Annotated in this window: 16 protein-coding genes; 8 read left to right on the top strand and 8 right to left on the bottom strand. The window is 59.4% G+C overall.

What is annotated here, in order from left to right; genetic code table 11:
* The first annotated feature begins 16 nt into the window (after window positions 1-16).
* Window positions 17-490: a cyclic nucleotide-binding domain-containing protein gene (locus PSH79_RS07120; RefSeq protein ID WP_186548822.1), complete on the top strand. Its 474-nt coding sequence runs from the start codon at window positions 17-19 to the stop codon at window positions 488-490.
* Here the strand turns inward: PSH79_RS07120 and PSH79_RS07115 are convergent.
* Complete coding sequence (locus PSH79_RS07115; RefSeq protein WP_187681368.1) at window positions 487-771, bottom strand: hypothetical protein; 285 nt, start codon at window positions 769-771, stop codon at window positions 487-489. The genes PSH79_RS07120 and PSH79_RS07115 overlap by 4 nt on opposite strands.
* A gap of 78 nt (window positions 772-849) precedes the next feature.
* On the opposite strand from PSH79_RS07115, the gene PSH79_RS07110 reads away from it, so the two are divergent.
* From PSH79_RS07110 to PSH79_RS07095, 4 genes are all read left to right on the top strand, one after another.
* Window positions 850-1,536: a spermidine synthase gene (locus PSH79_RS07110; RefSeq protein WP_042558095.1), complete on the top strand. Its 687-nt coding sequence runs from the start codon at window positions 850-852 to the stop codon at window positions 1,534-1,536.
* A 48-nt stretch (window positions 1,537-1,584) separates the two neighbouring features.
* Window positions 1,585-1,956: a YajD family HNH nuclease gene (locus PSH79_RS07105; protein WP_007911336.1), complete on the top strand. Its 372-nt coding sequence runs from the start codon at window positions 1,585-1,587 to the stop codon at window positions 1,954-1,956.
* 207 nt (window positions 1,957-2,163) lie between these two features.
* Window positions 2,164-2,634 (top strand): RNA methyltransferase, encoded by a 471-nt coding sequence (locus PSH79_RS07100; protein WP_007911337.1) that lies wholly within the window; start codon window positions 2,164-2,166, stop codon window positions 2,632-2,634.
* Window positions 2,635-2,715: 81 nt separating this feature from the next.
* Entirely contained in the window at window positions 2,716-3,093 is a 378-nt protein-coding gene (locus PSH79_RS07095; RefSeq protein WP_095049253.1) for a DUF2892 domain-containing protein, read from the top strand.
* A gap of 100 nt (window positions 3,094-3,193) precedes the next feature.
* Here PSH79_RS07095 and PSH79_RS07090 read toward each other — a convergent pair whose 3' ends face one another.
* Together PSH79_RS07090 and PSH79_RS07085 are read right to left on the bottom strand one after the other, a co-directional pair.
* Complete coding sequence (locus PSH79_RS07090) at window positions 3,194-4,423, bottom strand: hypothetical protein (RefSeq protein ID WP_305441903.1); 1,230 nt, start codon at window positions 4,421-4,423, stop codon at window positions 3,194-3,196.
* Between the two features lie 35 nt (window positions 4,424-4,458).
* The gene (locus PSH79_RS07085; RefSeq protein WP_025110643.1) at window positions 4,459-4,908 is read right to left on the bottom strand and encodes a YcgN family cysteine cluster protein; all 450 of its coding nucleotides are present in this window, start codon (window positions 4,906-4,908) and stop codon (window positions 4,459-4,461) included.
* A 165-nt stretch (window positions 4,909-5,073) separates the two neighbouring features.
* On the opposite strand from PSH79_RS07085, the gene PSH79_RS07080 reads away from it, so the two are divergent.
* Window positions 5,074-5,667 carry a nitroreductase family protein gene (locus PSH79_RS07080; protein ID WP_305441902.1) on the top strand — a complete coding sequence of 198 codons (594 nt, stop codon included), beginning with the start codon at window positions 5,074-5,076 and terminating at the stop codon, window positions 5,665-5,667.
* Between the two features lie 81 nt (window positions 5,668-5,748).
* Here PSH79_RS07080 and PSH79_RS07075 read toward each other — a convergent pair whose 3' ends face one another.
* From PSH79_RS07075 to PSH79_RS07060, 4 genes are all read right to left on the bottom strand, one after another.
* Window positions 5,749-6,681, bottom strand: a complete 933-nt coding sequence (locus tag PSH79_RS07075; RefSeq protein WP_305441901.1) for a D-2-hydroxyacid dehydrogenase — start codon at window positions 6,679-6,681, stop codon at window positions 5,749-5,751.
* Between the two features lie 105 nt (window positions 6,682-6,786).
* Window positions 6,787-7,080 (bottom strand): YcgL domain-containing protein, encoded by a 294-nt coding sequence (locus PSH79_RS07070; RefSeq protein ID WP_158954030.1) that lies wholly within the window; start codon window positions 7,078-7,080, stop codon window positions 6,787-6,789.
* Window positions 7,077-8,210, bottom strand: a complete 1,134-nt coding sequence (rnd, locus tag PSH79_RS07065) for a ribonuclease D (protein ID WP_305441900.1) — start codon at window positions 8,208-8,210, stop codon at window positions 7,077-7,079. Before rnd ends, PSH79_RS07070 begins: the two co-directional genes overlap by 4 nt.
* Before the next feature lie 190 nt (window positions 8,211-8,400).
* Window positions 8,401-10,050 (bottom strand): phosphoethanolamine transferase, encoded by a 1,650-nt coding sequence (locus PSH79_RS07060; protein ID WP_305441899.1) that lies wholly within the window; start codon window positions 10,048-10,050, stop codon window positions 8,401-8,403.
* A gap of 386 nt (window positions 10,051-10,436) precedes the next feature.
* Between PSH79_RS07060 and PSH79_RS07055 the strand changes: the two genes are divergently transcribed.
* Together PSH79_RS07055 and PSH79_RS07050 are read left to right on the top strand one after the other, a co-directional pair.
* Entirely contained in the window at window positions 10,437-11,621 is a 1,185-nt protein-coding gene (locus tag PSH79_RS07055; RefSeq protein WP_305441898.1) for a cyanate transporter, read from the top strand.
* Between the two features lie 198 nt (window positions 11,622-11,819).
* Window positions 11,820-12,755: a LysR family transcriptional regulator gene (locus PSH79_RS07050; RefSeq protein ID WP_305441897.1), complete on the top strand. Its 936-nt coding sequence runs from the start codon at window positions 11,820-11,822 to the stop codon at window positions 12,753-12,755.
* A gap of 3 nt (window positions 12,756-12,758) precedes the next feature.
* On the opposite strand, the gene PSH79_RS07045 is transcribed toward PSH79_RS07050, so the two are convergent.
* Window positions 12,759-13,124, bottom strand: coding sequence for a 5-carboxymethyl-2-hydroxymuconate Delta-isomerase (locus PSH79_RS07045; protein WP_305441896.1), 366 nt, complete (start codon window positions 13,122-13,124; stop codon window positions 12,759-12,761).
* Window positions 13,125-13,177 lie beyond the last annotated feature (53 nt).

The following is a 13,177-nucleotide window of genomic DNA, read 5'->3' as shown; positions in this document are numbered from 1 at the left end:
ATAAGACCGCAACGACATGTCAGAACCGACCTTACTGAATAACGAAATCCGCGACTGGCTGATGGACTGCGGCCTGTTCGACCAATTGCAACTGGCCGACTTCGCCGCCGCCTCCGGCTACTTCAGCATCAGCACCGTGGCTGAAGGCGAAGCGATTTTCCGTGAGGGCGATGCCGGCAGCTTCATGTGCATCCTTCACACCGGCCAGGTCGCCGTGCAAAAAACCGGTGCCGACGGCCAAGTTATCACCATGGCCACCCTGCGCAGCGGTCGGGCGTTCGGGGAAATGGCTGTGCTCGACGGTGAACGGCGTTCGGCCACTTGCGTGGCGGCGAGTAATTGCCAATTGCTCAATCTGGGCAAGGACTCGCTGGAAAAAATGCTCAACGACGCGCCAAAAATCGCCGCCAAGATCATCCGCGCCCTCGCCGTGTCCCTGTCAAAACGCTTGCGCATGGCCGACGGCCAACTGGCGGCGCAACAGGTTTAACCGCCGGGGGATTTGATCTTGGTGCCGGTCTGTTCAATACCCGGCACCGGTTGATCCTTGATTGGCGGGCTGGGCATTTCGATCGGCACCAGCGGCGGGCTGCCACTGCCGGCTCCGGACTTGGGGATGTTGATCGGCGTGATCTGCGGATACGGGGTTGGCGTTGCGGTGCCGGGCGAGCCGGGCTGCGGCGCCGGGCTGACCGGAATGGTCTGCTGGGCCTGCACTGCAGTAATCGAGAGCGCGGCCAGGGCAATGACCGTTAGAATGGTGCGCTTCATCAAGGGCTCCGTTGGCCTTAGTCTGTGCTCAGGCTACTCCCAACGCGCCTGCTTGCCTTCCCCCTTGTAGAGATTTCCATGAAACGTTTCGTTCTGCTCGACACCACCCCGATCCCTGAAAGTGGCGGTGCCCTGTGCCTGTTCGAGTATGGCGAGGATTTCGTCATCAAGATCCAGGGCGGCGACGGCGGGCAATTGATGAACACACGCATGCACGGCTCTGAAGATGCCTTGGCCGAGATCCCTTGCCGCAAGGTCGCCGGGCGTCCGGATTCGCGGGTGCTGATCGGCGGGCTGGGCATGGGTTTCACCCTCGCCTCGGCGCTCAAGCATTTGGGTAAAACCGCTGAAGTGGTGGTCGCCGAACTGGTGCCGGGCGTGGTCGAGTGGAACCGTGGCCCGCTCGGTGAAAAGTCCGGCCGGCCGTTGCTCGATCCGCGTACGGTGATCCGTCAGGAAGACGTGGCCAACGTCCTGCAAAGCGAGCCGAACGGTTTCGACGCGATCATGCTCGACGTCGACAACGGCCCCGAAGGCCTGACTCAGAAAGCCAATAGCTGGCTGTACTCCGCCGCCGGTCTGAATGCCTGCGCCAAGGCCCTGCGCCCCAAAGGCGTGCTGGCCGTGTGGTCAGCCAGCGCCGACCGGCAGTTTTCCGACAAATTGAAGAAGGCCGGTTTCAAGGCCGAGGAAGTGCAGGTCTTCGCCCACGGCAACAAAGGCACGCGCCACACCATCTGGATTGCCGAGAAGCTCAAGGGCTGAGCTAAACTGCGAACATAACCGTCTTTAGTCTTCTACAAAGGTGAACCCATGAGTTCGTCCACCCCAACCAATACGTCGAAGCTGGATCGCATCCTTGCCGACAACCAGCGCGACAAGGAAATGGGCTATCGCGACAAGGCCCTGAAGATGTACCCGCACGTCTGTGGCCGCTGCACCCGTGAGTTTTCCGGCAAGCGTCTGAGCGAACTGACCGTGCACCACCGTGACCACAACCACGACAACAATCCGCAGGACGGCTCGAACTGGGAGCTGTTGTGCCTGTACTGCCACGACAACGAACACTCGCGCTACACCGACCAGCAGTACTTCAGCGAAGGCTCGCTGAGCACGCCGAAAATCGCCAAGGCGACGCATAACCCGTTTGCTGCACTGGCCGGCTTGATGAAAAAAGAAGACTGAATATCTTCCTCGCCTGAACCGGCCCCATCGCTGGCAAGCCAGCTCCCACAGTGATTTGGGTTGATCACAATTTTGTGTAAATCCGAAATATCTGTGGGAGCTGGCTTGTCAGCGACGAGGCCAGCCCAGACACCGCAGATCTTGAAACTGCCCGCCCTCTCCCAATCCCCGTATAATCGCGCTCTTTTTCCCGAAGGCTCCCCGCTCGTGGCAGACAAACGTTACAGCTGCATTGGTTTGTACAACCCCAAATCACCAGAGAACGTCGGTTCGGTGATGCGCGCCGCAGGCTGTTACGGCGTGGCGTCGGTGTTCTACACCGGCAAGCGTTATGAACGCGCCGCCGATTTCGTTACCGATACCAAGCGCGTGCACTACGACATCCCGCTGATCGGCATCGACGATCTGAAAAAGATCCTCCCGCTCAATTGTGTACCGGTCGCCGTGGAACTGGTCGAAGGCGCCCGTCCGCTGCCGGAATACACCCACCCGGATCGCGCCCTTTACATTTTCGGCCCGGAAGACGGCTCGCTGGATAAAGAGATCCGCGACTGGTGCGAAGACGTCGTGTACATCCCGACTACCGGTTGCATGAACCTCGCCGCCACGGTCAACGTCGTGCTCTACGACCGCATGGCCAAGGGGCTGAATACTCGCTCCGGACCAAAATTCCGCTGACGCGTCGCACATCCGATGGAACAAGCTGACCGCTCCGGGAGTCAGCTTGTTTATCCATTACTCAATGCCTGGAGAAAGATCATGACCGAGCTCAAACGCGTCGAGCGTATCGAATCCACACCGTTTCAGAGCCGTTCCGAGCAGAACGTCGAAGGCTGGGAGCGCATAGGCTCGCTGGCCGGTGGCGTGATCATGGTCGGCAAGGGCCTGCGCCGTGGCGGGGTGTTCGGTTTGATTCAGGTGGCGATTGGCGGCGTGGCCATGGCTCGCGGGATCACCGGGCACAGTTCGGTGAAAAGCCTGTTTGAGAAAAGCCGTCAGGACATGAATAACGTGCGGGCCAAGATCGAGCGGGCTGGCGAAGAACTGAGCAAGCTCAAGGCCAATGCCGAGGCTGCGACCAGCACCGCCACCGTGACTGGCAATGATTCGGTGAAATCGCCGAAAGCCGGGGTTTGATCCTGAATTTGCGGTGAGGCTTTTGGCCCTATCGCGAGCAGGCTCACCTACACTTGGAATGCGTTCCCCTGTAGGAGTGAGCCTGCTCGCGATAGCGGTGTTACTGCAGTAAAGCAGTATCCAGAACCTTGGAGGACTCGCCCAGAACACTCTCGGCCAGTTGCACAAACGCCTTGGTACTCACCGTCCCCAAATGCATCGCCCCGCGCAACACATCATCCAGCGAACGCTTGTTGCGGGTCTTCAGGCGAATCTCGCGATCCAGCTCCTGCAACACCACCACCGCTTTTGAGATTTGCGCCGGGCTGATCTGCTCGCCGCGCAGCGTTTTGACCTTCTCGCCATCCCTGGCGAGCTTCGCCTGCAAACTCTGATAACGCTCATCACTCATGCCACCCGCCCGGCGCACCAGTTCGATCGCGTAATACTCGGCAAAACCCTCACTGATCCAGTCACTGCGCTGCTCGTCATTGATCCGCCCGAACACCTGCGCCAACTCGCGAACCAGCGCACTGCTGCCGTTTTCGCTGACCAGCGGCAACCGCGTGTTGAGGTAGATCGACTCGTGCGCGCCGAGGCTGCCGCGCCACATCGGGTCGCTGGCACCGACGATCAACAGTTTCGTCGGATGCCGTGGATAGAGCGCCTGCACTTGCGGCCAGACAAACGTCAGCAAGGTCAGCACATCCATCCGGCGCATGCCCTGCCCTTGCGGCGAGGCCACGGTGACTTCGGTTTCGCCCAGGCGAGTGCGACGACTGCCGAGATGCCCTGCGAGCATCCACCCGGTCGGACGGTCGAACAGGCGCGAAGGATTGTCGATGCGGAATTTATTGTTGCCAACGCGTGGCCAAGCGGTTTCGATGCTTTTCCAGCCGTCAGGCAATTCGAATTGCAGGCGCGAGACCAGCTCGGTGCCGTCCTGCTGATCAAGCCTGGCCGGCGGCACCAGTTCGTCGCCGCGCATCAAAGCCCAAGTCGGGGTCATGCGCGTGTCGAAGCTGCCGTTCTTGCGGCCGTGGCTGATGCGCACGCGGTAGGTCAGGCTGGACTGGTTGCTGGCCGGACGCCAGACGCCGCGTGCCTGCTTGCCCGGTGTCAGCAGCCATTGACCGTCGGCCTTGAAGTCGCTGTAGTGACTGCCGTCGCCGAGGTCGAAATCGAGGCTGCGCACCGCTTCGCCTTTGGCCAGGGTCAGGCGCACTTCGGCCTGATCACTCTGCGGTAACAGGCGCACGTGATAATCCAGATCGACTTTCTTCGCCGCCCACACCGGCCCACTCAGCACCAGCAGCCCGGCGATCACCCCTCGCCGCAGTCCCACAGCCATACACACTCCTTGTTGAAACTGGAATCGGTGGGCGTCTAGCCAGCCCGGAAAATCAGGTGATCTTCCCAGTCATCCTCCGGCACGCTGCCTTCGGCGAGCATGCGCCCGGACTGGGAAATCCGCTCGTGGTGCACCGCATCGCGGTCACCGCACACCAGGTGATGCCACAGTGGCAGATCCTTGCCTTCGCTGACCAATCGATAACCGCAGGTCGGCGGCAGCCATTTGAATTCTTCGGCCTGACCTGGAGTGAGCTGGATGCAGTCTGGGACAAACTTGATGCGATTCGGGTAATCGCTGCACTGGCAGGTTTTCAGATCCAGCAGTTTGCAGGCGATACGCGTGTAATAGACGCTGTTGTCTTCTTCATCTTCGAGCTTTTGCAGGCAGCACAGACCGCAGCCGTCGCACAGCGATTCCCACTCCTCGTGATCCAGTTGATCGAGGGTTTTTCGTATCCAGAACGGTTCGACTTTGGCGGCCATGGCTCAAGCATCAACATCAGGTGGTGAAAAGGCCGCCAGTCTAGTGCCCAAGGCCTTGTGGGCCAAGCGCTGGCGACTGTCGGTAAATCGTGCTTGTCAGCCCAATCGCCGCCAAGTAGGGTTTTGCCACGGTTTTATTACTCAAACGTAGCAAGGAATCTCTTGATGAGTGCCAACCCTCGCGTCGCCGATTACGCCATTCACCCGCAGTTCACTGATCGCTGGTCGCCCCGCGCCTTTACCGGCGAAGCGATCCCGGAAGAAACCCTGCTGAGCTTCTTCGAAGCCGCACGCTGGGCACCTTCGGCCTACAACTCGCAGCCGTGGCGCTTTCTCTACGCGCGTCGCGATACGCCGAACTGGGAACGTTATCTGGGCCTGCTCAACGAGTTCAACCGCGGCTGGGCGCAACACGCTTCGGCGCTGGTGATCGTGATCTCGAAAACCACGTTCGCCGTGCCGGGTGCCACTGAAGAAACTCCGGCGCTGTGGAGCACGTTCGACACCGGTTCGGCATGGGGCCATCTGGCGCTGCAAGCGAGCATCAGCGGCTGGCACACCCACGGCATGGCCGGCTTCGATCAGGAGCTGACGCGCAAAGAGCTGAATATTCCTGAAGGCTATGCACTGCATGCGGCGGTCGCCGTCGGCAAACTCGGCGACAAGTCGACACTGGCCGAGTACCTGCAAGCGCGCGAAGAGCCGAGCCCCCGTCGTCCACTGAGCGAACTGGCGGCTGAAGGCGATTTCACCCTCTAAAAGCAAAAGATCGCAGCCTTCGGCAGCTCCTACATTGATCTCTGTAGGAGCTGCCGAAGGCTGCGATCTTTTCATAACAACTCAATACCCGCGGTTGAAATCCACTTCCCCGCGCAACGCTTCGCCCGCCTGATACGCCTTCAGGTTCTCGACAAACAACTGCACCATCAACGCCGGTGACGTCGGTGCCGAGCTGTGACCCGTCAGCAGCAGGCCCCACGCCGTCCAGAACGGATGACGTTGCGGCAACGGTTCCTGACGGCAAACGTCGATCACCGCGCCCGCCAGATGCCCTTCCTTCAGGGCTTCCACCAGATCCGCATCAACCACCGCCACGCCGCGCCCGACGTTGATGAACAACCCGGTCGGCTTGAATTGTTTGAACAGCGCTGCGTCGTAGATGTCGTGGGTATGCGCCGTGTTCGGCAGCAGATTGACCACGTAATCCACTTCGCCCACCAGCCGTGGCAGATCAGCCATCGAGCCGATTTCAACAAACGGTGCCTGCTCGCGTGCGCTGCTGGCGATGCCGTACAGTTCGACGCCGAACGGCAACAGAAACTGCGCTACGCTTTGGCCAATATCACCGGTGCCGACAATCAGCACCTTGCGCCCGACCAGGCTCTGGCCGGTGCGGTTGTCCCACTTGCGCTCGACCTGGCTGACCAGTCGCGCCAGCACTTCCCGTTCGTGGCCGAGCATGTAAGTCAGCACGTATTCGGCCATCACCTGGCCAAAAATCCCCACCGCGCGGGTCAAGCGGTAATCCCGGCGCAGGCCGTCGGCGAGCAGCGGCGTGATGCCGGCCCAAGTCGATTGCAGCCATTGCGGTTGATGGCCCTGACGCAACAGGGTCGCGAGCAGATCCGGCTGCCCCAGCCACACCGGGCAATCGGCGGCCTTGCGGGCCAGTTCAGCGGAGTCGCCGCTGGTCAGCACTTCGAGTTCCGGCGCTGCGTGTTGCAGCAGCCGGGCGTATATCGCGTGGTCGTGTTCAGCAATCAGAACGCGCATCTTCAAACCTTTCGCAAACCGTGCAGATGGCCGCCGGATTCAGGGCGGCCATCGCGGTAAAAACAGTTCCAGGGTTAGCAGAGGCCCAGAACAGGGCCTCGTCGATCAAACCGGGTCGTTGCGTCGCAGCAACTCTTCGGGCAAGTGCTCGATGTACTCGTCCTCGGCCGGTGGCATTTGCAGGTGATAGCCCTGCTTGTCGAGGTTTTCCAGGACCAAGACGATGTCTTCACTGGCCAGCTTGCGCTCCGGCGACAACACCAGATCGAACGAGTGTTTCGGTTTGCCGAAGGCCAGCATCAGTGCTTCTGGCACGCGCTCAAGCGCATCGCTTTTGAGCACGTAAAGGTACATGCCGCTGCGTTTCGAGCTTTGGTAAATGGAGCAAATACGTTTCAAGGCTGTTCTCCGGCGGTGGCCAGGCTGTCGAGCAGCTTCTGGCCCATGAGTTCGCGGCGCCAGCCACGCAGCGACTCAGGCAATTGGTAAGGACCCTCGGGAAAGCCGCTTTTGACCAGCGCTTCGAGGGTTTTCTTGCGCAGCATCAGTTCTGGCGCGATATCCAGGCGCTCGGCCTCGGCCTGCCCCAGGGCGCGCAGCTGCTTGATCAGCGCAGCCGCTTCGATCGGCAACGGCTCCGGCACGGCGGGCGGCCATTGATCAGGCCCCACACTGCCAGAGCGCTTGATCAGATCAAGCAGAAATTCGCCGTCCTGACGCACGGTACGCGGGTGCATGTCTTCAATCTTGCCCAGCGCACTGAGGGAGTCCGGTTGCGTGCGGGCCAGCGGCCACAGCGAGTGCTCACGGACGATACGGTTGCGCGGCAGGTCGCGGGCGCGGGCTTCGCGCTCGCGCCAGGCGCACAGCTCGCGCAACACGGCCAGTTGCGCACGGGACAGTTTCCACGCCAGTTTGGCCTCGCGATAAACCTCGTACGGGTCGGTTTCCCGGCGCAGGTTGGCGACCAGTTCGGCGCCGTCCTCCAGCACCCAGGCAAATTTTTCGTCAGACAGTTTCGGCCGCAGTTGTACGAAAACCTCTGCCAGATGCACGGCATCTTCGGCGGCGTAGCTGATTTGCGTGTCGGACAACGGACGCTGCAGCCAGTCGGAGCGGGTTTCGCCTTTTGGCAATTCGATGCCGAGCACGGCCTGCACCAACCGCGAATAGCCCATCGAGAACCCGAGGTTCAGATAAGCGGCGCCCAGTTGGGTGTCGAACATCGGTGACGGCAGGCTGCCGGTCAGGCGCAGCAGGACTTCGAGATCTTCGCTGCACGCGTGCAAGACTTTGAGCACCGCCGGGTTTTCCAGCAGTGCGGCCAGCGGTTGCCAGGCATTGATGGTCAGCGGATCAATCAGGTAAGCGCGTTTGCCGTCACCAACCTGCAACAGGCCGGCAATCGGGTAGAAGGTGTCGACCCGCATGAATTCGGTGTCGAGGGCCACGAAAGGCAGCTGCTGCCACTCGGCGCAAAATTGCGCGAGGCTTTCGTTGTCGCGAATCCAGTGAATATCGATGGCCACACGGCTCTCCCTTGAAGAATGGCGCGCAGTATATATCGCCACTGGCGATTTACGCGCCTGCGAAGGGCAAGAGCTGTAACGAAATGTCCTGCCAGAGAGAAAGAATAGTCTGACAGAGAAAACAGACAGGCCCGTAACGTGTAGGAGCTGCCGCAGGCTGCGCCTACAGAGCTGACCGGTGAAAACCCGCTCAGTCCTTGGCCAGCACGCCGTCGATCACTGCACCACGGCAACCGGCGAACATATCCAGCCCCGGCTGATACACCTTGCTGCGCACTTCCAGCAGGCCAAGCATCGAATGGAACAGGTTGTCCTGGCTCAGCGGTTTGTCGCGGCTCATTTGCAGACAATGGGTGTCGACCGAATAGGCTTTCTGATAGTTGTCGGAGAACCAGGCCAGCATCGCGACATGTTTCTGTTGCTCCGGCGCGAGCATGTAAGGCGTGCCGTGCAGGAACAGGTTGTACTCGCCCAGCGACTCGCCGTGATCGGACAGGTACAACATCGCGGTATCAACTTTGTCCTGATTGTTACGCAACACATCAATCAGGCTCGACAGCACATGGTCGGTGTAGACCAGCGTATTGTCGTAACCGTTGACGATACTTTCGCGGCTGCAATTGTTCAGTGCATTGCTTTCACAGACAGGCGTGAAGTGCTCGTACTCCTTTGGATATCGCTTGAAGTACTCCGGACCGTGGCTGCCCATCTGGTGCAGGACCAACACGGTGTCCTTGTCCAGATGATCGATAAAGCTTTGCAGACCTTGCAGCAGGATTTCGTCGCGGCATTCACTGTTGGCGCACAGCGTCGGGTCTTTCAAATTGCTGACATCCTGCAAGGTGACACGATCACAAGTGCCCTTGCAGCCGGACTGGTTATCGCGCCAGATCACGTCGATGCCGGCACGCTTGAGCACATCGAGCAGGCCTTCTTCGTTCTTCGCTTTACTGGCGTCGTAATCCTTGCGGCCCATGTTGGAGAACATGCATGGCACCGAGACGGCCGTTTCAGTGCCGCAGGAATGCACGTCGGTGAAAGCGATCAGCCCCGCTTCCTTGTCCAGCTGCGGCGTGGTGTCTCGGTCGTAGCCGAGAATGCCGAAGTTCTCGGCACGCGCGCTTTCACCCACCACCAGCACGGTCAGGGATTTGCGCGGCTGAAGATGCAGATCCGGGTTGCGCTGCGCGTCTTCGCCGATCTTGACGAAGGGTTGCTGCGCTGAGACAACCTGCTCACGCAGGTAGCCGGCCGAGGCGCCGATGTAGTTGCTCGGCACCAGCATCAAACGCAATTCATGGTGATTGCGAAACAGCGACGACAGGCCTTGATAGTTCGCCAGCGCCACACCACCGATGACCGCAACCGAGGCCACGCTGACGATAACTTTGCTGAACAACTCCTGATGCCAGCGACGATAGCTGACCGGAACTTTCCATAACAACCAGGACGGTAAAACTCCAAGCAAGAATATATAAGCAAACAACTTCAAAGACAGCAGATCACGCACTTCCGTGACATTGGTTTCGGCAAAATTGCGCAACATGCCCGCGTCAATCATCACGCCATATTGGCTCATGAAATAAGCCACACCGGCGCTGATCAAAAACATCAACGTCAGCACCGGTTTAAGCAGCGGACGAAAGGCCAGAAACGTCAGCACGATGTTGAACGCCGCGAAGATCATCACCCCGAAAGCCACGCGCATGGCGATGCCCTTGCCGTCTGCGGCGGTAATCTCGAAGAGGTGCTGCCAGAGCACAAAGTTGAAGCCGAGCAAAAGAAAGGCGCTGGCAATCAACGTCACCCATTCCGGGCGCACGACTTTTAACTTCAACATAGAGGTTGGCAATTCCTGAAAAGAAGAGCGGTGGCTAACTGTGAAAAATTCATTAACCAGGGCATGACAAACTTTAGGCGCGCAACCATCAATTTTTTGTGAAAAAGACGCCAACAATTAGTTGGCTCCGGGTATTACATCCAGACTTGTGAAGTATTTGAGAATGATTCAGTTCTCGTTCAGCGAACACTACGCTCCCCTGTAGGAGCTACCGCAGGCTGCGACCTTTTGATCTTGTTTTTAAAGAATCAAAAGATGGCAGCCTGCGGCAGCTCCTACAGGGAATCGGGGGTATTTGATTTTTGGGTGGGGCCATGGATTTTCTGGTTTGCCCCTTGGACGGCATCGAGCGCCTAATCCTCAGCCCCGCAATCCAAGGCCTGAAGATGGAAAACGTTCGCGCCACCGCCCGCCCTGCCGTCTGGCTGATGATCGCCATCATTCTAGTCGCGCTCAATCTGCGCCCGTCGATGGCGGCAATCGGGCCGCTGCTGTCGGCAATTCGCGGCGACATTGCGTTGAGCTTCAGCCTAGCGTCTTTGCTGACCATGCTGCCGGTGATGGCCATGGGTCTGGCGATGTTCTTCGGCATCGGCATCAGTCAGCGACTGGGTGAACAGCGCACGGTGCTGCTGTCGCTGCTGATCATTGCATTGGCGACACTGTCGCGGCTGTTTGTCGATTCTGCGGCAGAGTTGATTGTCAGCGCTGTGTTGGCGGGGATCGGCATTGCCTTGATTCAGGCGTTGATGCCGGCGCTGATCAAGTCGCATTTCCCCAATAACGTGGCGCTGTGCATGGGCTTGTACGTGACGTCGATCATGGGCGGCGCGGCGCTTGCAGCCTCGTTCGCCCCGCTGATGATGGGGCAAACCGGTCACTGGCGGGTGGGGCTGGCGATTTGGGCGGCGCTGGCACTGCTGGCGTTGCTGTTCTGGGGGGCGCAACGCTCCTCACTGTCGAATGCCGTGAGTGCCATGCCGAAGAAAGAATCGTTTTTCGCCAATTCCCGCGCCTGGTTACTCGCAATCTTCTTCGGCCTGGGGACAGCGTCCTACACCTGTGTGCTCGCCTGGTTGGCGCCGTACTACATCGAGAAAGGATGGAGCGAAGAAAGCGCCGGTCTGTTGCTGGGTTTTCTGACAGCCATGGAGGTTATTTCCGGACTGATAGTGCCGGCCATCGCCAACCGTAACCGCGACCGGCGCGCGGTGCTGATGGCTCTGCTCGGCCTGATCATTGCCGGTTTCTGCGGCCTGACTCTCAGCCCCCAACACCTCTGGCTACTGTGGCCCTGCTTGCTGGGCCTGGGCATCGGCGGGTTATTCCCGATGAGCCTGATCGTCTCGCTCGACCACCTAGACAATCCTCAGCGCGCCGGGCACCTGACTGCATTCGTCCAGGGCATTGGGTATCTGATTGCCGGTCTCTCGCCACTGCTCGCCGGGATGGTTCGCGATCAACTGGGCAGCTTCGAATGGGCTTGGTGGGCACTGACCGCAGTGATGGTGGCCATGCTCCTGATGGTGTTGCGCTTCGATCCCCGGCAGTACGCGCGGCATATTCAATGATTGCAGAGGCGCGCGAGCTAGAGGCCTCTGGCCATCTTTGCGCACATTGATCAATGACGTCGTGTTCCTAAAACTTTCTGTCCCACATGTATCCGTGAAATGTCCTACAGGGCGTTCTCCTGGCACCATCGTTCCGTTAGGATCATTCGCACACGTTTGCGCGGATCTCAGCGCAAGGAGCACAGTGAGACAGAACGGATGCTGAACAGTAACTTGCTTCGAAAGCTCGACATGCAGGATCTCATGGTGTTTATCGCCGTGTATGAGCAGAGCAGCGTCACCGATGTTTCGGAAACGCTGTTTGTCAGCCAGTCCACCGTCAGTTACTGCCTGAAAAAACTGCGCACCAGTTTCGAAGACGAACTGTTCATCAACACCCGTACCGGCATGCGCCCGACCTACAAGGCCAGCAGCATGTACGGCCATGTGCAGAAAATTCTCGAATGCATCAACCTGTGCCACGCCGGCGCCCCGGTGTTTGATCCGACGCGACAAGCCGTCACATTCAACATCTGCGCCCCGGAATACTTCGAGCAACTGATCCTGCCGCGTCTGTTGAAGCGCTTCGACTTCGATGACTTGCCGGTGGTAGTCAACATGCACAAGTTCGAAACCGACGTGCCGGCCGACGAGTTACGCGACGGCAGCCTCGACCTGGTGATCAGTTTCGGCCCCCATTTTCACCGCAACCACACTGACCTTAAGTCGCGGATGCTGCTCGAAGATGATCTGGTCTGCGTCTTCGACAAGCGCGCCACGCCACTGGAACCACGCCTGAGCCTGCAAGCCTTCACCGAGCGTCGGCATGTGTTTCCGACCCCGTGGACATCCACCACCAACATGGTCGATGGCTGGCTGGCACGGCAGGCGCAGAAGCGTCAGATCGTGGCGCGATCGAACAGCTACAGCGCTGCGTTGAAGATGATCACCGGCACCGACTTCATCCTCACCCTGCCCCGGCGCATTCAGCGTTTACTGACCAGCGAAGCGGTGTTTAATCACTGCGAGGCGCCCAATGGCTTGCCGGGGTTCACCCTCGACATGCAATGGAGCCAGAGCGCTGATCAGGACAGCGCCAACGTCTGGCTGCGCGAGCAGGTGATCAAGGTGTGCAGCGAATTGGAAGCAGCCTGAGCCTTACACGCCGATGGCAGTTTTGCTGTAGGACTCACGATCAATATCGAGCAACTCGACACACAATTGCACTTCGACGCCCGCGGGCCATTCGCAAAGATCCTGCAACACTGCCAGCAGGCTTTGCGAAAGCTGCTTCTTGATCTCCGGCGAACGGCCGCTGAGCAGCGCCAGCTTCACATGCACGAAAGCGCGCTCGCCCATGGCGGTACCGACCTTGAAGCTTTCCACCTTGATCGCGCGGCTCTTGATATCGAACTCTGCCGCGAACTGACCGGACCCCACCAACGTGTTGTTGAGCCGGATCAACGCAACGTCGGCGTTCAACTGCGGCAGGTTGGCGGTGTATTCCATGTGCAGGTGTGGCATTGGGTTGCTCCAGTCAGTCGGCAGAAAGGGCGTACATATAACACAGCGCCGGC

The organism is Pseudomonas sp. FP2196 (assembly GCF_030687715.1).
In the GTDB taxonomy this organism is placed as follows: Bacteria; Pseudomonadota; Gammaproteobacteria; order Pseudomonadales; family Pseudomonadaceae; genus Aquipseudomonas.
Note: the sequence above shows the minus strand (reverse complement) of the source record. Positions and strands in the feature narration are given on the sequence as shown.